Source organism: Amycolatopsis sp. NBC_01488 (assembly GCF_036227105.1).
GTDB lineage: Bacteria > Actinomycetota > Actinomycetes > Mycobacteriales > Pseudonocardiaceae > Amycolatopsis.
This window is the reverse complement of sequence record NZ_CP109434.1, coordinates 1,454,153-1,480,916: the sequence shown is the minus strand read 5'-3', so window position 1 is coordinate 1,480,916 and position 26,764 is coordinate 1,454,153. Positions and strand designations below refer to the sequence as shown.

Below are 26,764 nucleotides of genomic sequence, written 5' to 3'. Positions count from 1 at the left end.
ATCGGGCCATTCTCACCCCGCCGGGGTCAGGATCGCCTGGGCGTCTTCGCCCGCGAACCACAACCCGATGACGAACGCCGCCGTGGCTTCCAGCAGGGCCGCGCGGTCCAAGCCACCCGCGAGCACCGGCTTGGCACCGATGTCGCGGACGAGCGTGCTCACCGCTTCCAGCGCCGCCGGGTCGTCGCCGCACAGGGGGACCGACAGCGGGCGGCCGCCGAACACCGGCGGAGTCATCCGCCAGACGTCGACGTGGGCCAGGTTGAACGCCTTGACCACGTGAGCCTCCGTGACGATCCGCGAAGCCACCGGCGCGCCGGTCAGAGCCGGGTCGTTGGTGCAGTCCACCAGGACCTTCCCGGGCAGCGGGCCCGCCTGCGCGAGCACCTCGCCGATGGCCGCCGCGGGGACGGCCAGGAGGAGCACGTCGGCGAAAGCAGCCACCTCGCGCCAGGTTCCGGTGCGCGCGCCGAGCCGTTTCGCGAGCTCGCCGGGGGAGCGGCCGGCCACCCTCAGTTCGTGGCCGGCGCGCGCCCACTGCGTGCCCAGCGCGTCCGCCATCCCGCCCGTGCCGAAGATCCCGATCCGCATGCCGCCTCCTTGTGCTTGGCTGTACCAGCACGACGGTAGGAACCCGGGAAGGAACCGAACGGTAACCATGGATTTCCTCGCCGACTGCCGGACGCGGCTCGCGTTCGACCTGGTCGCCAACACGTGGAACCCGGTGGTGCTCTGGGCGTTGCGCGACGGCCCGCGCCGGCACGTCGACCTGCGGCGCGCGATCGGCGGGATCAGCGCGAAGGTGCTCACGGAAACCGTGCGGCGCCTGGAGTCCGACGGTCTCGTCGAGCGACGCGAAGGCGCGTACGCGCTCACGGCGTTGGGTTCAAGCTTCCTGGAGCCGATCGAGGGCTTCGGGCGGTGGGCCGCGGAGCACGGCGACGACGTCGTCGCCGCTCAGACCCGAGCACGACCAGCGTGACCAGCGACAACGCCGGGACGAACTCGCGTGATCGAGCGCGTAACTCGCGTGATTGGAGGCGCATCTCGCGTGATTGGAGGGGCATCTCGCGTGATTGGAGGGGCATCTCGCGTGATTGGAGGGGCATCTCGCGTGATTGGAGGCGCATCTCGCGTGATTGGAGGGGCATCTCGCGGGTTAGTGGGGTGGGTTCTTGGCGGCCAAGGCCAACAGCGGGACCGCGGCCGCGGCGTCGGTGACCAGCGTCGAGACCATTCCTGAGCGCAGGACCGCGTCCACCGCGGAAGCTTTGGGGCGGCTGTAGCCCAACGCGATCACCTCCGGGACCGCCATCAGCTCCTCGTGGCTGATCGCCAGGACGTGGTGAGCCAAGCCGGTCGAGAGGGCGTGGCCGGACGCGTCGAACAGCCGCGCCGCCACCTCCGCCGTCGCGCCGCGGGCCGCGATCGCCGCCCGCTCGGCTTCGTCCAACGCGTCGTACACCGTCGACTCGCCCGGCTGCCACGCGCCGATGCTGACCACCGCCTTCGTGAGGTGGCGGAACTGGCCGAACGTCTCCGCGATGCCCGGCTGGCGCCGCAGCGTCTCCGTCGTCCGGCGGTCCGGCAGCACCAGCGGGCCGAAGATCGGGTACGCGTCGCCGCCGGACACCGAGGTCACGCGGCTGACCGTCTCCACCGAACGGCCACGCATGTCCATCCCCGCCTGCACCCCGCACAGCTGGACGATCGGGCACCGCGGCAGCGACCGGATCGCCTCGGTCATCGCGTTCACCGAGCGCGCCCACGACAGCCCGATGACGTCCGACGGGGTCGCGATCTCCTCCAGCAGCCGCGCCGAAAGCGTCCCGATCTTGGCCCGGACCACCTCCCGCGGCTCGCGCTCGGTTGAGCGTTCGAGCACGAGTGCCTGTTTCAGGCCGTACGCCGAGCGGACCTCGTCCGACAGCGCCAGGTCCACCGGCGCCGGCAGCGCGAACTCGACCCTGACCAGGCCGGACTCCATGGCCGTGTCGAGCATGCGAGCCACCTTGAACCGGCTGATGCCGAACTCGTCGGCGATCTCCAGCTTGGACCGTCCCTGCACGTAGAAGCGCCGGGCGAGGGTGGCCAGCAGGACCGCCTCGGTCAGCGACGGCGACTTCTTGGACGCGCTCATATGAGCACTATAGCGCGAAATCTTCACGAAAGGTTGACGTAACACCGACGTCAGACCTGTAATGCCTTCACATGTTCTCGACGCCATAGGTCAACGCCGCTCATATGAGCGCGAGGAAGGGGCAAGGCATGCGTGCCGCCATCGTCGACCGGCCCGGTGAGATCAGGGTCGGCGAGGTGCCCGATCCGAAACCCGGAGAACGCCAGGTCGTCGTCAAGGTCGGAGCGTGCGGGATCTGCGGGACCGACCTGCACATCGCCGACGGGCACTTCCCGCCCACGCCGTATCCCATCGTCCCCGGGCACGAGTTCGCCGGGGAAATCGTCGAGCTCGGCGCGGACGTGCCGGGCGAATGGAAGGTCGGCGACCGCGTGGCCGTCGACCCGTCGCTGTTCTGCGGCTACTGCGGCCCGTGCCGCGCCGGCCACGGCAACCTCTGCGCGAACTGGGGCGCCACCGGCGACACCGTCAACGGCGCCTTCGCCGAGTACGTCGCCACGCCGTCCGCCAACTGCTACCGCATGCCGGACTCGATGACCTGGGAGCAGGGCGCGCTGGTCGAGCCCGTCTCCTGCGCGGTGCACGGCGTGCGCCGCGTCGGCGTCGAAGCCGGTGAGCGCTTCCTCGTCGTCGGTGCCGGCACCATGGGCCTGATCATGCAGCAGCTGCTGCAGCGCTCCGGCGCGCAGGTCACGGTGGTCGACCGCAACGAAGCCCGGCTGCCGCGAGCAGCCAGTCTCGGTGCCGTCGCCACCGCAAAGGAAGTCAGCGACCTGAACGGCGAGAAGTTCGACGTCGCCGTCGACGCCACCGGCGCCGCCCCCGCCATCGAAGCCGCCTTCGACTCGATCCGCCGCGGCGGCCGGCTGCTCGTCTTCGGCGTCGCACCGGCCGAAGCCCGCGTCGCGCTTTCGCCGTTCCGCATCTACAACGACGAGATCACCATCGTCGGCTCGATGGCCGTGCTGCACAGTTTCGGTACCGCGCTCGACCTCGTCGCGAGCGGTGCGATCGACACCGATTCACTGCTCACGGACACCTTGCCGCTGGAGCAGTACCCCGACGCGCTGGCCAAGATGCGCAGCGGCTCGGGCCTCAAGGTCCAGGTCCTTCCCGGAGGCAGCCGTGCGTAAGCTCCTCACCCTCCTCGCCGCGACGTCCCTGCTGGCCACCGGCTGCGCGGGCGCCGGCTCGATCGGTACCGGTAACTCGACGCTCGTCATCGCGATCGTGTCCAACCCGCAGATGAAGGACGCGATCTCCCTCGCGCCCGAGTTCGAGAAGGCGACGGGCATCAACCTGAAGTTCGTCTCGCTGCCGGAGAACCAGGCCCGCGCGAAGATCACCGCGTCGACCGCCACCGAGGGCGGCGAGTTCGACGTCGTCATGATCAGCAACTACGAGGCCCCGCAGTGGGCGGCCAACGGCTGGCTCGAGAACCTCGAACCGCACATGGCGGCCACGCCGGGCTACGACGAAGGCGACTTCATCCCCAGCATCAAGCAGTCGCTGTCGTACCAGAACCAGATGTACGCGGTGCCGTTCTACGGCGAGTCGTCGTTCCTGGCCTACCGCAAGGACCTCTTCGAGAAGGCCGGGATCACCATGCCGGCCAAGCCGACGTGGCAGCAGATCGCCGACTTCGCCGCGAAGCTCGACGACAAGGCGGCCGGCGTCAGCGGTATCTGCCTGCGCGGCAAGCCCGGCTGGGGCGAGAGCCTCGCGCCGTTCACGACCGTGGCCAACACCTTCGGCGCCCAGTGGTTCGACAAGGACTGGAACGCCAAGCTGACGTCGCCGGAGTTCACCGCGGCCGCGAACTTCTACGTCAACCTGATTCGCGACCACGGCGAGGTCGGCGCCTCCAGTGCCGGGTTCTCCGAGTGCGGCACGCGCTACACGCAGGGCAACGCGGCGATGTGGTACGACGCGACGGTCATGGCGGGCACCAACGAGGACCCGTCGAGCAGCAAGATCGTCGGCAAGTCGGGTTACGCGCCCGCGCCGGTCGTCAAGACGCAGGCCAGCGGCTGGCTCTACACCTGGGCGCTCGGCATCCCGAAGGTCGCCAAGGACAAGGACGCGGCCTGGAAGTTCATGGCCTGGATGACCGACAAGGCGTATGTGCAGAAGGTCGGCCAGACCTACGGTTGGAACCGCGTTCCGCCGGGCGTGCGTCAGTCCACTTACGACATTCCCGACTACGCCAAGGCCGCGGCGGCCTACGCGAAGCCCACGTTGGACGGCATCGCGGACGCCAACCAGCAGAAGGCCATGGCGAACCCGGTGCCCTACCCCGGCATCCAGTTCGTCGGCATCCCCGAGTTCCAGGACCTGGGCACCCGGGTGAGCCAGCAGCTGTCGGCGGCGATCGCCGGCCGCGAGTCGGTCGACGACGCCCTGAAGCAATCCCAGGACTACGCCCAGACGGTGGGCGACTCCTACAAGGCGGTGCAGTGATGTCCACGCTCTCCGTATCCACTCCCACGTCCACCTCGCACGCGAAGGTCGAGGAGAAACCCGGCCTGAGCACCGCGGCGAAGCGGCGGCTGCCGCTGCTGCCGGCGCTCATCTTCGTCATCGCGGTGACGCAGCTGCCGTTCCTGCTCACCGTGTTCTACTCGTTCCAGTCGTGGAACCTGGTCCGGCCGGGCTCGCGGCACTTCGTCGGCCTGAACAACTACATCGACGTCTTCAGCGACACGACGTTCCTGGTCGCGCTGCTCAACACCGTCGTGCTGACCGTGGTCTGCGTGCTGGTCGCGCTGCTGCTCGGCCTCGGCCTGGCGATCCTGCTCGACCGGAAGTTCTTCGGCCGCGGCGTCGTCCGGACGCTGCTGATCACGCCGTTCCTCATCCTCCCGGCGGCCGGCGCGCTGCTGTGGAAGACGACGATGTTCGACCCGACCTACGGGCTGCTGCACTTCGTCTTCGGCACCGACGTCGACTGGCTTTCGAAGTTCCCGCTGGCCTCGGTGATGGCGCAGATCGTGTGGCAGTGGACGCCGTTCATGATGCTGCTCATCCTGGCCGGGCTGCAGAGCCAGTCCAAGGAGATCCTCGAAGCGGCCTCTGTGGACGGTGCCAGCCGGTGGCGGACGTTCGTCTCCATCACGCTGCCGCACCTGTCCCGGTTCCTGCAGCTGGCGACGCTGCTGGGCGCGATCTACATCGTGAACAGCTTCGACGCGATCTTCCTGATGACGCAGGGCGGCCCGGGCACGGCCAGCACGAACCTGCCGTACTACATCTACCAGCGCGCGTTCGAGGGCTTCGACGTCGGCCAGTCGTCGGCGATGGGCGTGATCGTGGTGATCCTGACGATGATCGTCGCGACCTTCGCGCTGCGCCTGATGTTCCGCACCTTCTCCGTGAGCGGAGGCGTGAAGTGACTACCGTTGCCCCTCGCAAGAAGCAGTACGGCAAGGGCTCGCTGACCCTGGCGACCTGGGTCCTGGCGATCCTGTTCGTCTTCCCGCTGCTGTGGATGATCCTCACGGCGTTCAAGCAGGAGGCCGACGCCTACACCGACCCGCCGAAGCTGCTGTTCACCCCGACGTTCGACCAGATCGCGAACGTCCTGAACGGCGGGTTTCTGCCCTACGTGTCGAACTCGGCGTTCGTCACGATCCTCTCGACGATCCTGGTGCTGCTCTTCGGCGTCCCGGCGGCGTACGCGCTGTCGCTGGCGCCGGTGAAGGGCACGTCGAACGCGCTCGGCTTCTTCCTCTCGACGAAGATGCTGCCGATCGTCGCGGCGATCATCCCGCTGTACATCATCTCCCAGAACACCGAGCTGCTGGACACGGTGTGGGCGCTGGTCATCCTCTACACGTCGATGAACCTGCCGCTGGCCATCTGGATGATGCGGTCGTTCTTCCTGGAAGTGCCGCACGAGATGATCGAGGCGGGCCGGATCGACGGCGCGAACCTGCCGACCCTGCTGCGCAAGATCATCATGCCGGTGGTCGCGCCCGGGATCGCGGCGACCGCGCTGATCTGCGTCATCTTCTCCTGGACCGAGTTCTTCTACGCGGTCAACCTGACGGCGGCGCGGGCCGGCACCGTGCCGGTGTTCCTCGTCGGGTTCATCACCAGTGAGGGCCTGTACTGGGCCCAGCTTTCCGCCGCCGCGCTGCTGGCCTCGCTGCCGGTGATGATCGTCGGCTGGATCGCGCAGAACCACCTCGTCCGGGGCCTCTCGATGGGAGCGGTGAAGTAGTCATGGCAGCTGTCAGCTACGAACAGGCGTCGCGGATCTACCCGGGCGCGAACGAGGTGCGTGCGGTCGACAAGCTCGACCTCGCGGTGCCGGACGGCGAGTTCCTGGTGCTGGTCGGGCCGTCCGGGTCCGGCAAGTCGACGGCCCTGCGGATGCTCGCCGGCCTGGAGGACGTCGACGAGGGCGCGATCCGCATCGGCGACCGCGACGTCACGCACCTGCCGCCGAAGGACCGGGACATCGCGATGGTGTTCCAGTCCTACGCGCTCTACCCGCACATGACCGTCGCCGAGAACATGGGCTTCGCGCTGAAGCTGCGCGGACTGTCCAAAGCGGACATCGACGCCAAGGTGGCCGAAGCGGCGAAGATGCTGGACCTGACTCGCTTCCTGGAGCGCAAGCCGAAGGCACTGTCCGGCGGCCAGCGGCAGCGCGTCGCGATGGGCCGGGCGATCGTGCGCGAGCCGAGCGTGTTCCTGATGGACGAGCCACTGTCCAACCTGGACGCGAAGCTGCGCGTGGAGACCCGCGCGAACATCGCGCAGCTGCAGCAGCGCCTGGGCACGACGACCATCTACGTCACGCACGACCAGGTCGAGGCGATGACGATGGGCGACCGGGTGGCGGTCCTCAAGGACGGCGTCCTGCAGCAGTGCGCGACGCCGCGGGAGCTGTACGAGAACCCGAAGAACTCGTTCGTGGCGGGCTTCATCGGCTCTCCGGCGATGAACCTGGCGACGCTGCCGCTGACCGAAGGCGGCGTCAAGCTGGGCGACGTCGTGCTGCCGTTGCCGCGGTCGGTGCTGACCTCGGCCGGGGACCTGCGCGAGGTGGTCTTCGGCGTGCGCCCGGAGTCGCTTCAGTTGGTTTCCGAGGGCGGCTTCGAGCTGGTGGTAGAGCTGGTCGAGGAGCTGGGCGCGGACGCGTACCTGCACGGCAAGGTGGGCGACGACCGCTTCGTCGTCCGCGTCGACGGCCGCACGCCGCCCCGGATGGGCGACAACGTCCGGGTCGGCCTGCGCGGCGAAGGCGAAACCCACGCCTTCCACCCGGAGACCACCCTGCGGCTCGCGTAGGCCCAGACCGGTCGTGAGTGAGAAACAGTGTTCTAACCCTGTTTCTCACTCACGACCAGCTGCGGCAGACTCACTCCTGCAGCGAAAGGGCCTGGCTGGGGCAGACGTGCACCGCTTCGCGAGCCTTCTCGACCAGCTCGCCCTCCGGCTGGTCGTCGAGGACGATGACCGTGCCGTCGTCTTCGCTCTGGTCGAACAGCGCCGGCTCGGTCAGCACGCACTGCCCGGCGCCGACGCACTTGCCGGTGTCCGCGATGATCTTCATGGTTCTTCTCTCCTGTGGTGGGAGGGCCGTCCGGTCGATCTCTACCAGGTCACCGGCAGCCGGTACAGGCCGTAGATGTTCGCGTCGTCCTTGAACGGCAGATCGTCGACGTCGGCGGCCAGCTGCAGCGTCGGAATGCGGCGGAACAGCGTGTCGAACACGATCTGCAGCTCCATCCGGGCCAGGTTCTGGCCGAGGCACTGGTGCGGCCCGAAGCCGAACGCGACGTGGTGGCGGGCGCCGCGCTCGATGTCCAGCTCGTCGGCGTTCTCGAACGCCCGCGGGTCGCGGTTCGCCGCGTAGCCCAGCGCCAGCACGCCTTCCCCGGCCTTGATCAGCTGCCCGCCGACCTCGACGTCCTCGACGCACAGCCGCGCGGTGGCCGCGTCGACGATCGTCCAGTAGCGCAGCATCTCCTCGACGGCGTCGAGCGTCTTGCCCGGGTCGGCCTTGATCGCCGCGAGCTGCTCCGGGTTCTGCAGGAACGCCACGGTGGACAGCGAGATCATGTTCGCCGTCGTCTCGTGCCCGGCCACCAGCAGCAGGAACCCGGTCGCGGCCAGCGACTCGCGCCGGTAGGTGCCGTCCTCGCGGAGCTTGACGATCTGCCGCCCGAGCAGGTCGTCCGGCGGGCTCGCCTCCTTCTCCGCGATGAGGTCGGCCATGTACCCGCGGACGGTGTCGAACGCCGCCCGCCGCTCCTCCGGCGTGGTCGAGCGCTTGATCAGCTTCGCCGTGTGGGTCTGGAAGAAGCCGTGGTCGGCGTACGGGACGCCGAGCATCTCGCAGATCACCAGCGACGGCACCGGCAGCGACAGCGCCTCGACCAGGTCACCGGGCTTCGGCCCGGCCAGCAGCGCGTCGATCTGCCCGTCCACGATCTCCTGGATCCGCGGCCGCAGTGCCTCCATCCGGCGCACAGTGAACTCGCCGAGCACGGCCTTGCGGGCCGGCCCGTGCTCGGGCGCGTCCATGGTGATCATGGTGCGCTCGTCGCCCTGCCGGCGGAACCCGCCCTTGACCAGCTGCGGGAAGTCCGCGTGCTGCCGGTCGGCGCTGAACCGCCGGTCGTTCAGCACGGTCCGGACGTCCTCGTGCCTGCTGACCACCCAGGCCCAGCCGCCGTCGGGCAGCCCCACCTTCGACACCGGATCCTCTTCGCGGATCTCCTCGTACGCCGGCGGCGGCGCGAACGGGCACGTGCGGGTCATCGGGAACTGGTGCTGTTCGACGGTGGTCATGACTTCCCCCTTCACCAGGTCACGGGCAGGCAGTACAGGCCGAAGATCGACGCGTCGTGCTTGAACGGCAGTTGGTCGACCGGCGCGGCCAGCTTCAGCTCCGGGATGCGGCGGAAGAGCGTGTCGAAGACGATCTGCAGCTCCATCCGGGCCAGGTTCTGCCCCAGGCACTGGTGCGGGCCGAAGCCGAACGCGACGTGGTGGCGCGCGCCGCGCTCCAGGTCGAGCTCGTCGGCGTTCTCGAACGCGGCCTCGTCGCGGTTGCCGGAGTAGCTGAGGCCGAGGACGCCCTCGCCTTCGCGGATCAGCTGGCCGCCGATCTCGACGTCCTCGGTGGCGACGCGCGAGGTCGCGAACTCCGCGATCGTGAAGTACCGGAGCAGCTCCTCGACGGCGTCGAGCGTCTTGCCGGGGTCGTTCTTGATGATCGCGAGCTGGTCCGGGTTCTCCAGGAGTGCGACGGTGCCGAGCGAGATCATGTTCGCCGTCGTCTCGTGCCCGGCGAGGAGCAGGAGGAACGCCAGCGAGACCAGCGAGTCGTGGTCGACGTCGCCGTGTTCCTCGCGCTGCTTGAGGATCTGGCGGCCGAGGAGGTCGTCGGTGGGGTCGGCCTCCTTGGCGGCGACCAGCTCGTCGAGGTAGCCCTGCATCTCTTCGACGGCCTGCATCCGCGCCTCCTGCGTCACCTCCCGGTTCAGCAGGGTGGAGCTGCGCGATTGGAAGAAGTCGTGGTCGGCGTACGGGACACCGAGCTGCTCGCAGATGACCAGCGACGGCACCGGCAGCGAGAGCGCCGAGACCAGGTCGGCGGGCTTCGGGCCGGCCAGGATCGCGTCGATGTGCTCGTCGACGATCTGCTGGATCCGCGGCTGCAGCGCCTTCATGCGCTTGACGGTGAACTCGCCGACGACCTCGCGGCGGGCGGCGCCGTGCTCCGGGGGATCCATGTTGATCAGCGACGCGGTGAAGCGGCGGCGCTGCGGACGCCCCGCCTTCGTCAGCACCGGGAAGCCCGGGTTGAACCGGTTGGAGCTGAACCGCGGGTCGGTCAGCACCTGCCGGACTTCTTCCAGCCGCGTGATGGCCCAGGCTTCCGAGCCGTCGGGCAGGCCGACCCGCTGGACCGGGCCTGCTTCGCGGAGCTTTTCGTAGGCCGGCGGCGGCGCGAACGGGCAGCTCCGCGCCAGCGGGAACACCTCGCCCTGCGTGGCGGGTTCGGCGACTTCGGTCATTGGGGACCCCCTAAAACAGACGTAACGTATGCGGAGGATTACATTCCGGTTCTGCGATCCAACGTACCGAAGCGGAAGGAAGTCGTCCACTAGCTAACGGGTGACGCGGTGCAGTCCGAGTGTGTGGCCGCCTGACCATGCGAGAATCACCCCGCGCGATCCAGCGAGAGGCGAACGGCATGACGGCAGACCCCGAGACCACCCTGCGGGCGGACGCACGCCGCAACCGCGACCAGATCCTGGCCGCCGCGAAGGCCATTTTCGCCGTCTCCGGTCCCGAAGTGCCGATGGAGGAGATCGCCCGCGCGGCCGGCGTCGGCGTCGGCACGCTCTACCGCCGGTTCCCGGACCGGGACGCGCTGGTCCGCGCGGTCGCGATGGACAACTTCGAGCGCGTGCTGATCGACGCCCGCGCGATCGCCGCGGAGGAGACGTCGCCGTGGCGCGCGCTCGAGCGGCTGCTGCGGCAGTCGGTCGAGCTGCAACTGGTCGTCCAGCTGGCGATGGTGTCGCACCGGGCACTGGTGATCCTGAAGGGCGACCCGGAGGTCCGCCGCCTGCGCGACGAGATCCTCGAGGTCCTGGACGGCTTCGTCCGTGGCGCGCAGGCCGAGGGCAAACTCCGCCGGGACGTCGGCGCGGGTGACATCGCGATCCTGTTCGCGACGCTGCTGCGGCAGGTGCGGGCGAAGGCGCCGGAGGTGGCCGAGATGGCGGCGCGCCGCTGCGTCGGGATCATGATCGACGGGCTCAGCGCGCTCCCGGGCACCGAGCTTCCCGGTCGCCCGATCACGTCGCACGATCTGGACCCCGCCGAAGACCACAGCTGATTCTTTGGTTTCCGTGTTAGTGTTCCGCTTCGTTCTGCCGAATTCGGGTTGCGGGCGGGAAAATGCGACGAAGAATGCTGGCCGTGGTGTTGACGATTCCCTTCCTGGCGGTCGCCGCCTGCGGTGACGGCCCGGTCGGCGGCGTCGCGGCGCCCGCCCCGGTGGCCGCGACGACGACGGCGCCGAGCGTGTCCGCGGAGCCTTCGACTTCGGTGTCGCCGACACCGTCTTCCCGTGCTGTGGTACCGACTCCGACGCCACCGTCGACGACACCGGTGCGCGGCTGCCGCAGCCCGGAGTTCTCGACGTCCGACGCCGACGGCGGCTGGTCGGACGGCGGCTACTACGTCCACAACAACATGTGGAACTCCGCCGAAGCGGGTCCGGAAACGCTCAAAGCGTGCGCGTACGACAACTGGTACGTCGAATCCACCCAACCCGACTCGACGTCGGTGAAAACCTATCCGAATGTGCACAAGGACATCAATGACCAGAATGGGAAACCGTTCAACGACTATTCGGTGATCAAGACGACGTTCGCCGGCCGCGGCCCGGGCGTGGGCGTCTACGACGTGGCGTACGACCTGTGGCTCAACGGAGTCGGCGACGGCAAGGGCGTCAGCGAGCTGATGGTGTGGACGGAGAACCTGAAGCAGCAGCCCTCGGGCGACAAGCTGGCGACGTACACGGCGGCGGGCCAGAGTTACGACGTCTGGGCGGACAACGACGGGTACCTGGCGTTCGTTTCGCGGTCGACGCAGTACTCGGGCAGCCTGGACCTGAAGGCGATGATCGCCTGGGCGATCGGCAAGGGCCTGATCCCCCCGAACCCCACGGTGAACCAGATCGGCTACGGCATCGAGTTCTGTTCGACCGGTGGGGGCAAGGCGAGGTTCACGCTGACGGACTTCTCGGTGACGATGAGCTGACTGCCATGAGGGGCACCTTCCTGGCCTCGAGAGCCATGAAGGTGCCCCTCATGGAGAACTCAGACGCCCAGCGGGTGCCAGACCGTCTTCGCCTCCAGGTACCGCCGCAGCCGGGTCAAGTCCGGCGCCGCAGTCCAGTCCGGCTCCGCCTCCGGGACCGTCAGGACCCGCTTCACCGTGTTCGCCGCTTCACGTGCCAGCTCCGGACGATCCGATGGAGCCGCTCCCGTGGGGTCCAGCGCGTTGACGTCGCCGTGCGAGGCCAGCCACGGGCCCAGCTCCGAGGCGCGGCCCGTCAGGATGTTCGCCACTCCGCCCGGGACGTCGGACGTCGCCAGCACTTCCGACAGCGTGATCGCCGGGAGGGGACGCTCCGCGCTCGAGACCACCACCGCCGTCGAGCCCGTGGCCAGGACCGGAGCCAGCACCTCGACCAGGCCCAGCAACGACGACGCCTGCGGCGCCAGAACGCCCACCACGCCCGTCGGCTCCGGGACCGTGAACGAGAAGTACGGCCCCGCCACGGGGTTTGCCGAACCCAGGACCGACGCGATCTTGTCCGTCCAGCCCGCGTACCAGACCCAGCGGTCGATCGCCGCATCCACAATGGACTCGGCCTTCTTCGCGGCCAGACCCTCCGAAGAGGACACTTCCGCGACGAACTGGTCGCGACGGCCTTCCAGGACCTCGGCCACCCGGTACAGCACCTGGCCACGGTTGTACGCCGTCGCCGCCGACCAGCCCGGGAACGCCTTGCGGGCCGCCACCACCGCGTCACGGACGTCCTTGCGGGACGCGTGTGCCGCGTTCGCCAGGAACTTGCCCTTCGCGTCCGTCACCGGGTACACCCGGCCGGACTCCGAGCGCGGGAACTTGCCGCCGACGTAGAGCTTGTACGTCTTCGCGACGGAGATTCGGTCAGACATTCAGGTAACCCTCCAGCCCGGTGCGGCCGCCTTCGCGCCCGAAGCCGGATTCCTGGTAGCCGCCGAACGGTGCGGCGGGGTCGAAGCGGTTGAACGTGTTGGCCCAGACCACGCCCGCGCGCAGCTGGTTCGCCATCCACAGGATCCGGGAGCCCTTTTCGGTCCAGATACCGGCCGAAAGCCCGTACGGCGTGTTGTTGGCCTTCGCGACAGCTTCGTCCGGCGTGCGGAACGTCAGCACCGACAGCACCGGCCCGAAGATCTCCTCGCGCGCGATCCGCATCGACTGGTGGACGTTCGCGAACACCGTCGGGGCGAAGAAGAAGCCGCGGTCCGGCACCGGGCACGGGCTGGTCCAGCGCTGCGCGCCCTCGGCGTCACCCGACTCGACGAGCCCGCGGATCTTCGCCAGCTGCTCGGCCGAGTTGATCGCGCCGATGTCGGTGTTCTTGTCCAGCGGATCGCCGATCCGCAGCGTCGAGACGCGGTAGCGCAGCTTCTCGAGCACCTCTTCGGCGATGGACTCCTGCACCAGCAGCCGCGAGCCTGCGCAGCAGACGTGGCCCTGGTTGAAGAAGATGCCGTTGACGATGCCTTCGATGGCCTGGTCGAGCGGCGCGTCGTCGAACACGATGTTCGCCGCCTTGCCGCCCAGTTCCAGCGTGAGTTTCTTCGGCGTGCCCGCGACCTGGCGCTGGATCGCCTTGCCGACCTCGGTCGAACCGGTGAAGGCGATCTTGTCGATGTCGCCGTGCTCCACAAGGGACGCGCCGATGTCGCCGGCGCCCGGCAGGATGTTCACCACGCCCGGCGGCAACTCCGCCTGCTGGCAGATCTCGGCGAACACCAGCGCGGTCAACGGCGTCGTCTCGGCCGGCTTCAGCACCACCGTGTTGCCGGTCGCCAGCGCGGGCGCGATCTTCCAGGCCAGCATCAGCAGCGGGAAGTTCCACGGGATGATCTGGCCCGCGACGCCCAGCGGCCGCGGGTTCGGGCCGTACCCCGCGTACTCCAGTTTGTCGGCCCAGCCGGCGTGGTAGAAGAAGTGCGCCGCCGCCGTCGGGACGTCGGAGTCGCGCGACTCCTTGATCGGCTTGCCGTTGTCGAGGCTCTCCAGCACCGCCAGCTCGCGCGAACGCTCCTGGATCAGCCGCGCGATGCGGAAGAGGTACTTCGCGCGCTCGGTGCCCGGCATCTTCGACCACACGGAGCCGTACGCCTTGCGCGCGGCCTTGACCGCGGTGTCCACATCGGACTTCGACGCCGTGCCGACCTCGGCCAGGACCTCTTCGGTGGCCGGGTTGATCGTCTTGAGCGGCTCACCCGAGCCGTCGACGAACTCGCCGTTGACGAACGGCTTGTAGTGGTCCTTGAGGTTCGCGATGGCGCGTGACTCGGGCGCCGGTGCGTACTCGAAAACAGGCATCAGTCCACCGTCACGTAGTCGGGGCCGCTGTAGTGGCCGTCCACCTGGGTGCGGCGCTGCAGCAGCAGGTCGTTGAGCAGGCTGGACGCGCCGAAGCGGAACAGGTCCGGGACCAGCCACTGCTCGCCGGCGACCTCGTGCACGGCGACCAGGTACTTGATCGCGTCCTTCGTGGTCCGGATGCCGCCCGCGGGCTTGACGCCGCGCAGCTCGCCGGTCTGCGCGTGCCAGTCGTGGACGGCCTGCAGCATGATGTGGGTGACCGGCAGCGTCGCAGCGGGGGAGACCTTGCCGGTGGACGTCTTGATGAAGTCGCCGCCGGCCAGCAGCGCCAGCCACGACGCGCGCCGCACGTTGTCGTAGGTCGCCAGCTCGCCGGTCTCGAGGATGACCTTGAGGTGGGCGTCGCCGCAGGCGGCCTTGATCGCCTGGATCTCCTCGAAGACGGCCATGTAGCGGCCCTCGAGGAAGGCGCCGCGGTCGATCACCATGTCGACTTCGTGCGCGCCCGCGTCGACGGCGATCCTGGTGTCGGCCAGCTTGATCTCCCGCGAAGTGCGGCCCGCGGGGAAGCCGGTGGCGACGCTCGCGACGTGCACCCCGCTGCCCTTGAGCGCCTCGACGGCGGTGGCGACCATGTCCGGGTACACGCAGACGGCGGCGACGCGCGGGGTGTCCTGCCGTTCGGGATCGGGTCGGACGGCCTTCGCGGCGAGCGCCCGGACCTTGCCGCGGGTGTCGGCGCCCTCCAGCGTGGTCAGGTCGACCATGGAGATGGCGGTGTCGATCGCCCACCGCTTGGCGTCCTTCTTGATGCTGCGCGTGCCGAGGCCCGCCGCGCGCTGCTCGACGCCGACCTGGTCGACACCGGGCAGCCCGAGCAGGAAGCGGCGCAGGCTCGCGTCGTCGCGAGTCGCGTCCACCAGCGGTGCCGGGGTGGCCGGCGCCGCTGGTGTGCTGGTCGTGGCTGTCATGGGCCTGAGTCTAGGCGGCGGGTCCGACAGTGCGAGCCCCCATCAGGTGTGACGCTGCGTGCGTGACACGTCACAACGCCGAGGTCAGGCGCCTTCGATCTGCGGCGGCTCGGTCCGTCGAGCCGGCTTCCGGTAGACGACGACGCCGCCCCAGAACGCCAGCCCGTTGATCTTCACCGTCGGGGCCGTCGCCGGGGCCGGGGGCGCGCCGGACTTGTCCTCCAGCACGAAGCCGCCCATCAAGCCGATGCCCGTCACGTCGACGTTGATGTCGTCCGGGACGGTGATCTGGATGCCGCCCATGATGGCGACCGCGGTGATCGTGCAGTTCTTGTCCGCGAAACGGGCCTGGCGCAGGTCGATCTCCGCGCCGCCCCAGAACGCGAAGCTGTTGTGCTGCGGGGGCAGCACCCAGCTGCCCTTGCGGACCGCTCCCGACAGCACGCCGATCGACACCGGGCTGCCCGGGTGGCCGCCGATGCGCTGGTCGGGGAAGCCGAGGGCGCGCGTGGCCGCCGGTTCGACCATCGCCGACGAGGACGGCAGGTCCGCCGTCACCGGCTTGAGCTCGCCCAGCGTCTTCGCCGCATACACGGTCGAGAGCCGCTCTTCCAGCTCGTTCACCGTGATCCGCCCTTCCGAGAGGGCGTTGTGCAGCACCTGCGCGACGCGCTCGCGGTCCGCGTCGGAAGCCCGCATCTGGTCGGGCGTCAGTTCGCTCACCCGGCGGAGCTTAGCGGCGAAAACCACCCTGCGTGTCCCTCTTCCGGAGGACACTGGGCTGATGGTCGAATTCCCTGACGGGGTCCAGGTCCGAGGCCGTGGGCTGGGGCGTCCACGGCCCGACGAACCCGAGCCGGACTTCGGGCTCTACCTGGGGACGAGCCGGCTGCGGCGCAAGCACGGCGGGGGCATCACCTGGCCGCACGAATGGGTCACCTGGCCGGACTTCCTGCTGCCGACGCAACCCCTGATCGCGCGGCGCCAGATCATGGCTCTGCACGAACGCGCGAAGACCGAGACCGTCGAGGTCGCCTGCTACGGCGGCGCCGGGCGGACCGGCACGGTGATGGCCTGCCTGGCGACTTTGTCCGGCGTCCCCGCGGACGAGGCGGTGGCCTGGGTCCGCGAGCACTACAACGAACGGGCGGTCGAAACGCCCTGGCAGCGGCGCTGGGTCAGCTGGTTCGCGAAGCAGAGCTGACGAACGCGGCCCACGCGGGAGCGGGGACGGTGAGGTGGCCGCCTTCGCGGTCCTTCGTGTCGCGGATGCTCACGGCGGCGGAGATGGCGGCCACCTCGACGCAGTTGGAATCGTTGGTGCTGTAGCTGCTCTTGCGCCAGGCGGTGACCTCGACGCAGTTGGCTTGGTCGCTGCTGTAGCTGCTCTTGCGCCAGGCGCCCTGGGCGATCATGGAACTTCCTCCTGGCGGGTCAGCTCGCCGAGAGCGCTGGCAACGAGCCTCATCGACTCTTCAGGTGACAGCGCGACGGCGCGAATGCCTTGCCACGCAAGCTTAACACGGTCGATCTGCTGATCCTCCTCGAGGAAACTGCTCGTTCCGCAGCTGTCCATGTACGCGACCGACGGGTCGGAGTCGAAGTCGAGCAGCACGAACGGGCCGGTCAGGCCGGGATGTGCTCTCGTACGAAACGGCACCACCTGGATGGTCACGTTGCTGCGCTCGGTGAGATTGAGCAGGTGCCGCAGTTGCGCGCGCATGATCTCGGGCGAGCACGCGGGCCTGGTCAGCACGGTCTCGTCCACGATCAGGTGGATGAGTGGTGCGGGATGGCGGCTGAAGATCACCTGCCGTGTCATGCGGGTGGCGACCAGAGTATCAATCTCGCTGCTGGTCAGCTTGGGGTTCGCGCCGTTGATGATCGCGCGGGAGTAGTCGGCGACCTGCGCCAATCCGGGGAAGAGCGTCGGTTCGTAATTCCGGATGGCTGTCGCCTCGGTTTCGAAGCGAATCAAGTCCTTCCAGTTCGGTGGCAGCTTGCCGTGGATCTCGTGCCAGTTGCGTTCCTCGCCCTCCCTGACCAGCGCCAGCAGCTCGCTCCTCAACGCGGCCGGCGCGCGGAGGAAGCCCAGGATCGCCGACACGTCGTCCGCGAAGAGACCGCGGTCCCCGGTCTCCATCCGGCTGATCTTGCTCTCCGAGCAGTCGAGCGCCTTCGCCACATCCAGGCACGTCAGGCCCGCCGCGACGCGCAGGGTCCGCAGCTCGGCGGAGACCCTCCGCTGCCGCACCGACACCCGCTTGTTCTTGGCCATGCGGACACCCTCGCGGCTTGCCACCGGGGCAAGGAAGGTCGCTCACCCACTCGGTTGGTTGCGTGCCGCCGTGGCAAGAAACCAGGGTTGGGCATGCTCAGGAGGAGGAAGCGCATGCGCCAGACCTGGACGCTCAGCGGAGCGTACGCGAACTGGAAGCTGACCGTCGCGATCGAGCCCGGCGAGTACGCCCTCGGCGTGCCCGAGTGGCCGGGCGAGAAGCTGGCCCCGGTCGTCGGGCACTTCTTCGAGGCCGTCAACCACTACGAACTGGGGCGGGACGCCGAACAGCTCCACCGGCTAAGTTGACCCGCATGGATGTGCACGTCGTCGACCACCCCCTCGCGAAGGCCCGGCTCTCCACGATGCGCGACGCGCGTACCGACAGCGCCGCGTTCCGGGCCGCGCTGCACGAGCTGACCGTCATGCTGGTCTACGAAGCCACCCGCGACGTGCCGGTGAAGACCGAGCGGATCCACACGCCGGTCGCGCGCACCGAGGGCTACAAGCTGGCCAGCCCGCCGCTGCTGGTCCCGGTGCTGCGCGCCGGGCTGGGCATGGCCGACCAGGCGCACAAGCTGATCCCGGACGCGCAGATGGGCTTCGTCGGCCTCGCGCGCGACGAGGAGACGCTGAAGCCGACGCCGTACCTCGAATCGCTGCCGGAGTCGCTGACCGCACGGCCGGTGCTGGTGCTCGACCCGATGCTCGCCACCGGCGGCTCGATGGAGTACACGATCCGGCTGCTCACCGACCGCGGCGCCGACGACGTCACGGCCATCTGCGCCCTGGCCGCGCCGGAAGGCCTGGCGCACCTGGAGAAGACCGGCCTGCCGGTCCGCGTCGTCACCGCGAGCATCGACGAGCGCCTCAACGACTCGGGCTTCATCGTCCCGGGCCTCGGCGACGCCGGTGACCGCCAGTACGGCGCCGTCTAAGCCTTGCCGGTCCTGAAGTGGCGGTGGATCGCCGTGACCGCCGTCGCGGTCGCGGTCGTCACCGGCGGCCTGCTCTGGCTGTTCCTGGCCTGGTCCGGGGAACCGGACGCGCCCGTGCGCATCGACGCGGTCAAGACGGCGTTCGGCGTCGGCGCCGGCGCGGGTGGCGTCTTCGCGCTGTGGCTGGCGACACGCCGCCAGCGCACGATGGAGCTGCAGCTCGCCGAGACGACCCGCGTCGCGGGCGTGACCGAGCGGGACCTCGAAGAGCGCCGCGTCACCGAGCTGTACACGAAGGCCGTCGAGCAGCTCGGCAGCGACAAGGCGCCGGTGCGGCTCGGTGGGTTCTACGCCCTGGAACGGCTCGGGCAGGACAACCCGAAGCAGCGCCAGACGATCGTGAACGTGCTGTGCGCGTACCTGCGGATGCCGTTCGAGGCACCGGAAACGGGCCTGCGCGGCCGGACCGGCGCGGAACTCGGCGACCAGACGGATCCCGAGCTGCTGGTCCGGCTGGCCGCGCAGGAGCTGCTCAAGACGCACCTGAGCCACGACGAACCGGGCTACTGGCCGGGGATGTCGGTCGATCTGCAACGGGCGGTGCTGGTCGACTTCCGGTTGAGCGGCTGCACCCTGGCCGCCGCGGACTTCAGCCGGGCCCGCTTCGTCGGCGCGGTCCACATCCGCGGCACGACCTTCACCCGCCGGGCCGGGTTCTACGGCACGCAGTTCACCGACATCGCGAACTTCGACCGGTCGGTCTTCGAGGAGGGCGCGTTCTTCTCCTGGGCGCACTTCGCCCGCGACGTCCGCTTCACCCGGATCCGCTCGGGTGGCCTCTTCCAGTGTGCCCACACGCATTTCGAAGGGGGCGCGGACTTCGACGGCGGCGAGCACGCGGAACTCGACCTGGCCGACGCGCGGTTCCCTCAGGACGGGACCAAGTAGTCGGCTACGACGGGTCGTTGTGGCCGCTCTGAGGCCGCAGCCAGCCGGAGGCGTTCGCGCGCAGGGCCGTCTCGTACGAGCCCGTGACGTCGAACTCCTCCGGCAGGTTGCCGGTCAGCTCGAGGGAGACGAGCCCGTGCACGAAGGCCCAGCAGCCGACCGCGACCGTCTCCGGCGGGACGTCGAGGAAGACGCCGTCGGCGATGGCGCGGCGGATGACCGCCTCCAGGGGCTCCAGCGTCTTCCTCGCCAGCTTTTCGGCGTCTTCGTTGGGCTCGAACCCGGGCACCGACCTGGTGAACATGATCCCGTAGAGGTTCGGGTCGGCCAGCGCGCTCGCGCGGTATGCGCTGCCGAGCGCGACGAGGTCGCCGACCGGGTCGCCGGTCAGCACGGTGCCGGCCATGCGGGCGCCGAAGCGGCGGAAGCCTTCGGTGTAGAGGGCGTTCACCAGATCGGGCTTGCTGCCGAAGAGGGAGTACACGGCGGTGGTCGACGTCCCGGCGTCGGCGGCCAGCTTCCGCAGGGAGAGTGCCTTCGGCCCGTCGGCGGCGATGAGCTCTCCGGCGCGGTCGAGGAGCTTCAGCCGGAGCGCTTCGTCGTGCGTGCGTGGTCGAGCCATCTACTCAGCGTAGTGCAACAGTGTTATGTTTAGCCAGACCGAAGAGTTGACCTGGAGTGCACTCCAGGTCGTAGTGTCGAGCTCATGAGCTACTCGATAGCGGAAGCCGCGCGACGTAGCGGACTGTCGATCGACACTCTCCGGTACTACGAGCGCATCAAACTGCTCGACCCGCCCGCGCGGGACACCGCGGGCCGCCGGGCGTACTCCGACGACGACCTCAACTGGCTCGGGTTCCTGACCAAGCTGCGGACCACGGGGATGCCCATCAAGAGCATGCGCGAGTACGCGTCGCTGCGTCGTCACGGCGTCGCGAGCGCGGGCCGCCGCAAGGCCCTGCTGGTGGAGCAGCGGCGGTCGGTCGCCGAACGGATCGCCGAGCTGCAGGGCTGCCTCGACGTCCTGGACTACAAGATCGAGAACTACGAACGGGTCGAGCAGAAGGTGCTCGGCATCGAACCCGGCATGGAGGAGATTTCCGCGTGAAGACCAGGAAGCTCGGCGGTCTGGAGGTCAGCGCTCAGGGGCTCGGCTGCATGGGGATGAGCCAGGCCTACGGCGTCCGCGACAACGACGACGAGTCGATCGCGACGATCCACCGGGCCCTCGACCTCGGCGTCACGCTGCTCGACACCGCGAACGTCTACGGCGGCGGCGTCAACGAGGAGCTCGTCGGCCGCGCGATCGCCGGCCGCCGCGACGAGGTCGTGCTCGCGACGAAGTTCGGCATCGTGTGGACCGACGGTGCGATGGGCGCCCGCGGCGACGCTTCCTACGTGAAGCAGAGCTGTGACGAGTCGCTGCGCCGGCTCGGCGTCGACCACATCGACCTGTACTACCAGCACCGCGTCGACCCGGACACGCCGATCGAGGAGACCTGGGGCGCGCTCGGTGAGCTGGTGGAAGCCGGGAAGATCCGGTACGCCGGGATTTCCGAGGCGAGCGCGGCGACGATCCGCGCCGCGCACGCGGTGCACCCGGTGACGGCGCTGCAGAGCGAATGGTCGCTGTGGACCCGCGGCATCGAAGGCGAAATCCTGGACACGTGCCGGGAGCTCGGCATCGGCGTGGTGCCGTTCTCGCCGCTGGGCCGCGGTTTCCTGACGGGCACGGTGAAGTCGGTCGCGGACCTGCCCGAGGACGACATGCGCCGCGGCCTGCCGAGGTTCGCCGAGGACAACTTCGAGCGCAACATGGCGATCGTCGACGCACTGCGCGAGCTGGCCGAGGCGAAGGGCGTCACGGCGGGGCAGCTGGCGCTCGCGTGGGTGCAGGCGCAGGGTGAGGACGTCGTCCCGATCCCGGGCACGAAGCGCCGCAAGTACCTCGAGGAGAACGTGGCGGCGGCTTCGCTGCAGCTGACGGCGGACGACCTGGCGGCCATCGAAGCGGCCGCCCCGGCGGACGCCATCGCGGGGGAGCGCTACCCCGAACGCCTGGCCCGCGCGGCCGGCAGGTAAGCAACTCCTTCTGAGCCTTTTCTGAGATCTCCGGAGCAGGCTCGGCGCCGATCAAGGTCGGTGCCGAGCCTCAGGAGGTCGCTGTGGAGGAAGTGCTCGATTACCTGGTCGTCGGGGCCGGGCCCGCGGGGGTGCAGCTGGGGCAGCACCTCGGCCGCGCCGGGCACCGGTACCTGGTGCTGGAGGCCGGTTCCGCGCCCGGCCACTTCTTCGAGACCTTCCCGCGGCACCGGACCCTCATCTCCATCAACAAGAAGCACACCGGGTACGCGGACCCGGAGCTGCGCATGCGGATGGACTGGAACTCGATCCTCGCCGACGGCGACGACGATCCGGTCGTCTTCACCGACTACAGCGCGAAACTCTTCCCGGACGCCGAGGACCTCCTTCGCTACCTCGCCGACTACGTCCAGAAGCACCAGGTTGACGTCCGCTACGACACCCGGGTGACGCGCATCCGCCGCGAGCAGCAGGACTTCGTCCTCACCGCGGGTGACACCGAGTTCCGGGCAAGACGGCTGATCATGGCCTCCGGCGTCACGAAGCCGTTCATCCCGCAGTTCCCCGGCGTCGAGCTGATCGACCAGTACGTGGACGTCTCAGTGGATCCGGCCGAGTTCACCGACCAGCGCGTTCTCGTGTTGGGCAAGGGAAATTCCGCCTTCGAGACCGCGGACAACCTCATCGAGACCGCCGCCGTCGTGCACGTCGGCGGCCCGCGGCCGGTGAAGCTCGCCTGGCGCACCCACTTCGTCGGCCACCTCCGCGCCTACAACGCGGGCATCCTCGACATGTACCAGCTGAAGCTCCAGCACGCGATCCTCGACGGCGACGTCCGCGAGATCCGCAAGGACGCCGACGGCTACCACGTCAAGTTCGCCTTCGCCCGCGCCGACGAGGTCATCAAGGAGATCCGCTACGACCGCGTCATCGGCTGCACCGGCTTCAGGTTCGACGCGTCGCTGTTCGACGAGGACTGCCGTCCCCAGCTCACGATCGACGACCGCTTCCCCGCGCAGACGCCGGACTGGGAGTCGGTCAACGTGCCCGGCCTCTACTTCGCCGGCACGATCACGCAGGTCCGCGACTTCAAGAAATCCACCAGCGCGTTCATCCACGGCTTCCGCTACGGCGTCCGCGCGCTGGCCAAGGTCCTGAACGAGCGCCACCACGACACGCCGTGGCCCAGCGTCGAGCTGGCCGCCAAGCCGGACGACCTGACCGACGCCGTGATCACCCGGATCAACCGGACTTCCGCGCTGTACCAGCAGTTCGGCTTCCTCGGCGACGTCCTCGTCGTGGACGGCGACACGGCCCGCTACCTCGAAGAGGTGCCGGTCGACCGGGTGCTCGCGAACCCGCCGGACGACGCCTACGTCGTCACCCTCGACTACGGCCCCGACCACGACAAGATCGACCCGTTCGACTTCGTCGCGCGCGCCGCCCAGGACCGGGCGAACGACCGCGGCGAAGGCCACTACCTGCACCCGATCGTCCGGCACTACCGCCGTGGCGAGCTGGTCGCGACCCACCACGTGACCGAGAACCTCGAAAACGAGTGGGACAAAGAGGTGCACGTCGAGCCGCTGACCGCGTTCTTCACGCGGGAGCTGTGATGCGCACGGTCGCGGAGTTCGAGGCGGCGGCCCGGCAGCGCCTCGACCCGGTGCACTACGACTACTTCGCCGGCGGCGCGCAGGACGAGATCACCGTGGCGGAGAACGAATCGGCGTTCCAGAAGCTGCGGCTGCTCCCGCGGGTCCTGCGCGGCAGCGACAAGCGCGACCTGAGCCTGACGCTGCTCGGGACGCCGTCGTCGATGCCGATCCTGGTCGCGCCCACGGCGTTCCACCGGCTGGCCCACGCCGACGGCGAGCTGGCCACGGCCCGCGCGGCGGCGAGGGCGGGCACGATCATGATCGTCAGCATGGCCGCGACCACGGCGATCGAGGACATCGCCGCGGCGGCCCGCGAGGTGACGCCCGATCCCGGTCTGTGGTTCCAGCTCTACCTGCAGCCGGACCTGGAGTTCACCGAGGCGATCGTCCGGCGCGCCGAAAACGCCGGTGTGAAGGCGTTCGTCGTGACCGTGGACTCGCCGGTGCTCGGCCGCCGCGAGCGCGACGACCGCAACGGCTTCCACGACCTGCCGTCGGGGCTGGTCGTGGAGAACCTCCGCAACATCGGGGAGAACCGGAGCGGCGGCAACGCCAGTCATGTTCGCGACATCGTCATGTCGGCCGAGCTGAGCTGGGACCACATCGCGTGGCTGCGGGGCAAGACGAAGCTCCCGGTGCTGATCAAGGGCGTGCTGCACCCCGAGGACGCGCGGCTCGCGGTGCACCACGGCGTCGCCGGGATCGTCGTGTCCAACCACGGCGGCCGCCAGCTCGACACCGTGCCCGCGACGATTGACGTGCTCCCCGAGATCGCGGCGGCGGTCGGCGGGGCGATCCCGGTGCTGCTCGACGGCGGGATCCGCCGCGGCACCGACGTCGTCAAGGCAATCGCGCTCGGCGCGGACGCGGTCGGCGTCGGGCGCCCGGTCGTGTGGGGACTCGCCGCGGGTGGCCGCGAAGGCGTCACGCAGGTCCTGGAGCTGCTGCGCGACGACTTCGACCAGGCGCTGGCCATGTGCGGCGGCCGGCGGCCGGCGGAGCTGACTCCGGACCAGGTGCGGCGATGATCGGGAAAGCGCTCGCCGCCGCCGCGGTAGCGACCGCGCCGGCGTGGCTGCCCAGCCGGGTCGTCGCGTTGCGGATGAAGATCTTTTCGCTGGTCAACGGCCAGGACACGGTGACCATCCCGGGGGAGCAGGTCGGCGCCCGGGACTTCCGGCGCGTCTACGCCGACCCGGCGGCGAACGGCCGCAGCCGCGGCGCCGCGCTGTCCGACCTGTTCTGGTACTGGCTCGCGCCCGGGCCGCAGGTGCACCAGGAGCACCTCGAAGCCGGGCCGCGTTACGACGAGGTCGCCAAGTGCACCCGCCACATCCTGGTCCGGTCCAAAAAGGACTCCGAGGAGCTGGCGCGGCGCGTGGCCGCGCGCGTGCTGGACGGCGTGCGTCCGGGGCTCGTCCGGTTCCGCGACGAGATGATGCCGATCTGGGCCGAGCTGTACTACGAGCTGGTGTTCGAGGAGCCCTGTCCGCCCGAGGCGCGCGCCCTCATCGTCGGACACGCCGACGACGTCGTTTCGGCACTGAAGTGCGTGCGGCCGCGCAACATGCGCCGCCGGGCCAGGCTGACGAAGTACCTGCGGCGGCGCCTCGCCGACGTCCCGCACCCGCTGCCGCAGTCCCTGACGCCGGAAGAGCAGGCCTACTACCTGCAGGGCACGTTCTTCAACACCGCCGTGGTCCAGATGTCCGAGGCGATGGCCCACCTGCTGATGATCATCGCCCAGCGTCCGGAGGTGCAGAACCGGCTCGTCGAGCAGCCGGACGACGACGCCTACCTGGACCAGGTCATCGACGACGGCCTGCGCGAGTACCCGCTCTTCGGCATCGCGCACCGGATCTCCACCGCGGACATCGAGCTGGAGCACCTGACGATCCCGGCGGGGACGGTGCTGTGCTTCAGCTACCCGGGCTACGCCACACAGTCCGAAAAGGACGACTTCATCCCGTTCGGCGTCGCGCAGAACCGCGCCTGCCCGGCCCGCGGCCTGGCCCCGCCGACCATGCGCGTCGTGACGCGCGAGGTCCTGCGCCGCTTCAGCCTCGCTTCCACGGCCGGGCACACGCGCTCGATCCCCAACCGCGGCCCGGCGCTGCTCACGCCCCGCGGCGCACGCCGAAGGCGCTTGCCCTTGGTGTGGCTCGCGGTCCGCGACCGCTGGGAAGACGTCTGGCGCAGCTTCGCCCAGCTCGTCTTCGGCACGTACATGGTCCTCGACGCTCGCCAGCAAGCCCTCTGCTCGACCTACTTCGCCGGAGGAAACGCATGAGCCCGTCCGAAGCGGCGCCGATCTTCTTCCTCGCTGTCGCGGTCATCCTCGTGGTGTGCCGGCTCGTCTGCATGGTCGCGGTGCGGCTGGGTCAGCCGCCGGTGGTCGGCGAGATGATCGCCGGGGTGCTGCTCGGCCCGTCGCTGCTGGGGCTGGTCCTCCCGGGCGCGCAGGCGGCGCTGTTCCCGGACGGCCTCCGCCCGCTGCTCTACGTCGGCGGCCAGATCGGCCTGGTCATCTACATGTTCGGCGCGGGCTACGAGTTCAGCCTCCGCAGCATCCGCGGCTCGGCGAAGTCGGTCGGCGCGATCTCGGTCGCGGGCACGGTGGTGCCGCTCGTGCTCGGTGTCGGCGTCGCCGTGTTCGGCACGAGCTGGGCCGGCATCGCCAAGGACGGCGTCTCGCTCACGACGTCGGCGGCGTTCGTCGGGGTCGCGCTGGCCATCACCGCGTTCCCGATGCTGGCGCGGATCATCACCGAACGCGGTCTCGGCGGCACCCGGTTCGGCTCGCTCGCGCTGGCCTGCGGCGCCCTCGACGACGTCCTGGCGTGGGTCCTGCTGGCCGTCGTGCTGGGCATGCACGCAGGCTCGGCCGGGCCGGTCGCGCTGGCTGTGGGCGGCGGCCTGCTGTTCGCGTTGCTGCTGGTGCTCGTCGGACGCCGGGTGCTCGCGAAGGCGATGGGCAGCGAACGGATCTCCGCCGACCAGAAGATGCTGATCACGGCGTTGACGCTGTTCGCGGCCGCTTGGTTCACCGACGTCGTCGGGCTGTACGCGGTGTTCGGCGCCTTCTGCGTCGGCATCGTGTTCCCCCGCGTGCCCGCAGCGGACGCCGTGCTCGCGAAGATCATGCCGATCGGGCGGATCGTGTTCCTCCCGCTGTTCTTCACCTACTCCGGCCTGAACACCCGGTTCGCGCTGCTCGCCGACCCGAAGCTGCTGCTGTTCGCCGTGCTCTGCGTGGTCGTCGCGATCGTCGGCAAGCTCGGTGCCTGCTGGGGCGCGGCGCGGCTGGTGGGGGAGTCGCAGCCGGTCGCGTTGCGCGTCGGCGCGCTCATCAACGCCCGCGGGCTGATGCAGCTGATCGCGCTCAACGTCGGGCTCGCCGCGGGGATCGTCTCGCCGGCGTTGTTCACGGTGCTGGTACTGGTCGCTTTGGTCACGACCGTCATGACGGCGCCGGTACTCAGCTGGCTCGACCGGCGCGATACCCGCAAGGGGAGCACCGAGGTGCTCCTGATGGCCGAACCGGTCCCGGCTATTGGGAAAAGTTGATAGTTCAATTTCGGAAAATCACTGCCAGTATG

General features: G+C 69.4%; 30 protein-coding genes. 18 read left to right on the top strand and 12 right to left on the bottom strand.

Translation table 11 applies throughout. The annotated features are described in order from the left end of the window. Window positions 1-12: 12 nt before the first annotated feature. The gene (locus tag OG738_RS06935) at window positions 13-591 is read right to left on the bottom strand and encodes an NADPH-dependent F420 reductase (protein ID WP_329052197.1); all 579 of its coding nucleotides are present in this window, start codon (window positions 589-591) and stop codon (window positions 13-15) included. A 67-nt stretch (window positions 592-658) separates the two neighbouring features. Between OG738_RS06935 and OG738_RS06930 the strand changes: the two genes are divergently transcribed. After that, the gene (locus OG738_RS06930) at window positions 659-982 is read left to right on the top strand and encodes a winged helix-turn-helix transcriptional regulator (protein WP_329052196.1); all 324 of its coding nucleotides are present in this window, start codon (window positions 659-661) and stop codon (window positions 980-982) included. 177 nt (window positions 983-1,159) lie between these two features. Here OG738_RS06930 and OG738_RS06925 read toward each other — a convergent pair whose 3' ends face one another. After that, window positions 1,160-2,140, bottom strand: coding sequence for a sugar-binding transcriptional regulator (locus tag OG738_RS06925; protein WP_329052195.1), 981 nt, complete (start codon window positions 2,138-2,140; stop codon window positions 1,160-1,162). A 128-nt stretch (window positions 2,141-2,268) separates the two neighbouring features. Here OG738_RS06925 and OG738_RS06920 point away from each other — a divergent pair, with 128 nt between their 5' ends. The 5 genes from OG738_RS06920 to OG738_RS06900 are packed head-to-tail and all read left to right on the top strand — an operon-like array spanning window position 2,269 to window position 7,438. Further along, the gene (locus OG738_RS06920; RefSeq protein ID WP_329052194.1) at window positions 2,269-3,273 is read left to right on the top strand and encodes a zinc-dependent alcohol dehydrogenase family protein; all 1,005 of its coding nucleotides are present in this window, start codon (window positions 2,269-2,271) and stop codon (window positions 3,271-3,273) included. Beyond that, window positions 3,266-4,600 carry an ABC transporter substrate-binding protein gene (locus OG738_RS06915; RefSeq protein ID WP_329052192.1) on the top strand — a complete coding sequence of 445 codons (1,335 nt, stop codon included), beginning with the start codon at window positions 3,266-3,268 and terminating at the stop codon, window positions 4,598-4,600. Before OG738_RS06920 ends, OG738_RS06915 begins: the two co-directional genes overlap by 8 nt. Beyond that, on the top strand, window positions 4,600-5,532 hold the full coding sequence (locus tag OG738_RS06910) for a carbohydrate ABC transporter permease (protein WP_329052190.1): 933 nt from the start codon (window positions 4,600-4,602) through the stop codon (window positions 5,530-5,532). The genes OG738_RS06915 and OG738_RS06910 overlap by 1 nt, the downstream gene beginning before the upstream one ends. Beyond that, a complete protein-coding gene (locus OG738_RS06905) occupies window positions 5,529-6,362 on the top strand; it encodes a carbohydrate ABC transporter permease (protein ID WP_329052189.1) in 834 nt (277 codons plus the stop codon). The genes OG738_RS06910 and OG738_RS06905 overlap by 4 nt, the downstream gene beginning before the upstream one ends. 2 nt (window positions 6,363-6,364) lie before the next feature. Then, window positions 6,365-7,438, top strand: coding sequence for an ABC transporter ATP-binding protein (locus OG738_RS06900; protein WP_329052188.1), 1,074 nt, complete (start codon window positions 6,365-6,367; stop codon window positions 7,436-7,438). Window positions 7,439-7,508: 70 nt separating this feature from the next. Here the strand turns inward: OG738_RS06900 and OG738_RS06895 are convergent, their stop codons facing one another. Genes OG738_RS06895 through OG738_RS06885 form a run of 3 tightly spaced genes read right to left on the bottom strand, consistent with a single transcriptional unit; the run spans window position 7,509 to window position 10,176 of the window. Continuing rightward, entirely contained in the window at window positions 7,509-7,703 is a 195-nt protein-coding gene (locus OG738_RS06895; protein WP_103353029.1) for a ferredoxin, read from the bottom strand. Window positions 7,704-7,744: 41 nt separating this feature from the next. Next, window positions 7,745-8,944, bottom strand: a complete 1,200-nt coding sequence (locus tag OG738_RS06890; RefSeq protein ID WP_329052185.1) for a cytochrome P450 — start codon at window positions 8,942-8,944, stop codon at window positions 7,745-7,747. A gap of 11 nt (window positions 8,945-8,955) precedes the next feature. Continuing rightward, window positions 8,956-10,176 carry a cytochrome P450 gene (locus OG738_RS06885; protein ID WP_329052183.1) on the bottom strand — a complete coding sequence of 407 codons (1,221 nt, stop codon included), beginning with the start codon at window positions 10,174-10,176 and terminating at the stop codon, window positions 8,956-8,958. A gap of 179 nt (window positions 10,177-10,355) precedes the next feature. Here OG738_RS06885 and OG738_RS06880 point away from each other — a divergent pair, with 179 nt between their 5' ends. Both OG738_RS06880 and OG738_RS06875 read left to right on the top strand, forming a co-directional pair. Further along, the gene (locus tag OG738_RS06880) at window positions 10,356-11,006 is read left to right on the top strand and encodes a TetR/AcrR family transcriptional regulator (RefSeq protein WP_329052180.1); all 651 of its coding nucleotides are present in this window, start codon (window positions 10,356-10,358) and stop codon (window positions 11,004-11,006) included. A 74-nt stretch (window positions 11,007-11,080) separates the two neighbouring features. Further along, complete coding sequence (locus OG738_RS06875) at window positions 11,081-11,935, top strand: GH12 family glycosyl hydrolase domain-containing protein (RefSeq protein WP_329052177.1); 855 nt, start codon at window positions 11,081-11,083, stop codon at window positions 11,933-11,935. 59 nt (window positions 11,936-11,994) lie between these two features. Here OG738_RS06875 and OG738_RS06870 read toward each other — a convergent pair whose 3' ends face one another. From OG738_RS06870 to OG738_RS06855, 4 genes are all read right to left on the bottom strand, one after another. After that, window positions 11,995-12,861 carry an aldehyde dehydrogenase family protein gene (locus OG738_RS06870; RefSeq protein ID WP_329052175.1) on the bottom strand — a complete coding sequence of 289 codons (867 nt, stop codon included), beginning with the start codon at window positions 12,859-12,861 and terminating at the stop codon, window positions 11,995-11,997. Next, window positions 12,854-14,287, bottom strand: coding sequence for an aldehyde dehydrogenase family protein (locus tag OG738_RS06865; RefSeq protein WP_329052174.1), 1,434 nt, complete (start codon window positions 14,285-14,287; stop codon window positions 12,854-12,856). The genes OG738_RS06870 and OG738_RS06865 overlap by 8 nt, the downstream gene beginning before the upstream one ends. Then, window positions 14,287-15,261 carry a deoxyribose-phosphate aldolase gene (gene deoC, locus OG738_RS06860; protein ID WP_329052172.1) on the bottom strand — a complete coding sequence of 325 codons (975 nt, stop codon included), beginning with the start codon at window positions 15,259-15,261 and terminating at the stop codon, window positions 14,287-14,289. The genes OG738_RS06865 and deoC overlap by 1 nt, the downstream gene beginning before the upstream one ends. A gap of 84 nt (window positions 15,262-15,345) precedes the next feature. After that, the gene (locus OG738_RS06855) at window positions 15,346-15,960 is read right to left on the bottom strand and encodes a DUF1707 SHOCT-like domain-containing protein (protein ID WP_329056594.1); all 615 of its coding nucleotides are present in this window, start codon (window positions 15,958-15,960) and stop codon (window positions 15,346-15,348) included. An 85-nt stretch (window positions 15,961-16,045) separates the two neighbouring features. Between OG738_RS06855 and OG738_RS06850 the strand changes: the two genes are divergently transcribed. Continuing rightward, window positions 16,046-16,465, top strand: coding sequence for a protein-tyrosine phosphatase family protein (locus tag OG738_RS06850; protein WP_329052171.1), 420 nt, complete (start codon window positions 16,046-16,048; stop codon window positions 16,463-16,465). On the opposite strand, the gene OG738_RS06845 is transcribed toward OG738_RS06850, so the two are convergent. After that, window positions 16,440-16,676 carry a DUF397 domain-containing protein gene (locus OG738_RS06845; RefSeq protein WP_329052168.1) on the bottom strand — a complete coding sequence of 79 codons (237 nt, stop codon included), beginning with the start codon at window positions 16,674-16,676 and terminating at the stop codon, window positions 16,440-16,442. The two genes, OG738_RS06850 and OG738_RS06845, sit on opposite strands and share 26 nt — an antisense overlap. Continuing rightward, the gene (locus tag OG738_RS06840) at window positions 16,673-17,539 is read right to left on the bottom strand and encodes a helix-turn-helix domain-containing protein (RefSeq protein ID WP_329052167.1); all 867 of its coding nucleotides are present in this window, start codon (window positions 17,537-17,539) and stop codon (window positions 16,673-16,675) included. Before OG738_RS06840 ends, OG738_RS06845 begins: the two co-directional genes overlap by 4 nt. A gap of 114 nt (window positions 17,540-17,653) precedes the next feature. Between OG738_RS06840 and OG738_RS06835 the strand changes: the two genes are divergently transcribed. The 3 genes from OG738_RS06835 to OG738_RS06825 are packed head-to-tail and all read left to right on the top strand — an operon-like array spanning window position 17,654 to window position 19,425. Next, window positions 17,654-17,848, top strand: coding sequence for a hypothetical protein (locus tag OG738_RS06835; RefSeq protein WP_329052165.1), 195 nt, complete (start codon window positions 17,654-17,656; stop codon window positions 17,846-17,848). Between the two features lie 5 nt (window positions 17,849-17,853). Then, complete coding sequence (upp, locus tag OG738_RS06830) at window positions 17,854-18,477, top strand: uracil phosphoribosyltransferase (RefSeq protein ID WP_329052163.1); 624 nt, start codon at window positions 17,854-17,856, stop codon at window positions 18,475-18,477. A 33-nt stretch (window positions 18,478-18,510) separates the two neighbouring features. Beyond that, the gene (locus OG738_RS06825) at window positions 18,511-19,425 is read left to right on the top strand and encodes a pentapeptide repeat-containing protein (RefSeq protein ID WP_329052162.1); all 915 of its coding nucleotides are present in this window, start codon (window positions 18,511-18,513) and stop codon (window positions 19,423-19,425) included. Window positions 19,426-19,429: 4 nt separating this feature from the next. Here the strand turns inward: OG738_RS06825 and OG738_RS06820 are convergent, their stop codons facing one another. Beyond that, entirely contained in the window at window positions 19,430-20,047 is a 618-nt protein-coding gene (locus tag OG738_RS06820) for a TetR/AcrR family transcriptional regulator (protein WP_329052160.1), read from the bottom strand. Window positions 20,048-20,131: 84 nt separating this feature from the next. Between OG738_RS06820 and OG738_RS06815 the strand changes: the two genes are divergently transcribed. The 6 genes from OG738_RS06815 (at window position 20,132) to OG738_RS06790 (ending at window position 26,732) form a co-directional block, all read left to right on the top strand. Beyond that, on the top strand, window positions 20,132-20,533 hold the full coding sequence (locus OG738_RS06815; RefSeq protein WP_329052159.1) for a MerR family transcriptional regulator: 402 nt from the start codon (window positions 20,132-20,134) through the stop codon (window positions 20,531-20,533). A 50-nt stretch (window positions 20,534-20,583) separates the two neighbouring features. Next, window positions 20,584-21,507: an aldo/keto reductase gene (locus OG738_RS06810; protein ID WP_329056593.1), complete on the top strand. Its 924-nt coding sequence runs from the start codon at window positions 20,584-20,586 to the stop codon at window positions 21,505-21,507. Between the two features lie 83 nt (window positions 21,508-21,590). After that, window positions 21,591-23,123: an NAD(P)-binding domain-containing protein gene (locus OG738_RS06805; protein WP_329052157.1), complete on the top strand. Its 1,533-nt coding sequence runs from the start codon at window positions 21,591-21,593 to the stop codon at window positions 23,121-23,123. After that, window positions 23,123-24,193 carry an alpha-hydroxy acid oxidase gene (locus OG738_RS06800; RefSeq protein WP_329052156.1) on the top strand — a complete coding sequence of 357 codons (1,071 nt, stop codon included), beginning with the start codon at window positions 23,123-23,125 and terminating at the stop codon, window positions 24,191-24,193. Before OG738_RS06805 ends, OG738_RS06800 begins: the two co-directional genes overlap by 1 nt. Further along, the gene (locus OG738_RS06795) at window positions 24,190-25,455 is read left to right on the top strand and encodes a cytochrome P450 (RefSeq protein ID WP_329052154.1); all 1,266 of its coding nucleotides are present in this window, start codon (window positions 24,190-24,192) and stop codon (window positions 25,453-25,455) included. Before OG738_RS06800 ends, OG738_RS06795 begins: the two co-directional genes overlap by 4 nt. Beyond that, window positions 25,452-26,732 carry a cation:proton antiporter gene (locus OG738_RS06790; RefSeq protein ID WP_329052152.1) on the top strand — a complete coding sequence of 427 codons (1,281 nt, stop codon included), beginning with the start codon at window positions 25,452-25,454 and terminating at the stop codon, window positions 26,730-26,732. The genes OG738_RS06795 and OG738_RS06790 overlap by 4 nt, the downstream gene beginning before the upstream one ends. The last annotated feature ends 32 nt before the right edge of the window (window positions 26,733-26,764 follow it).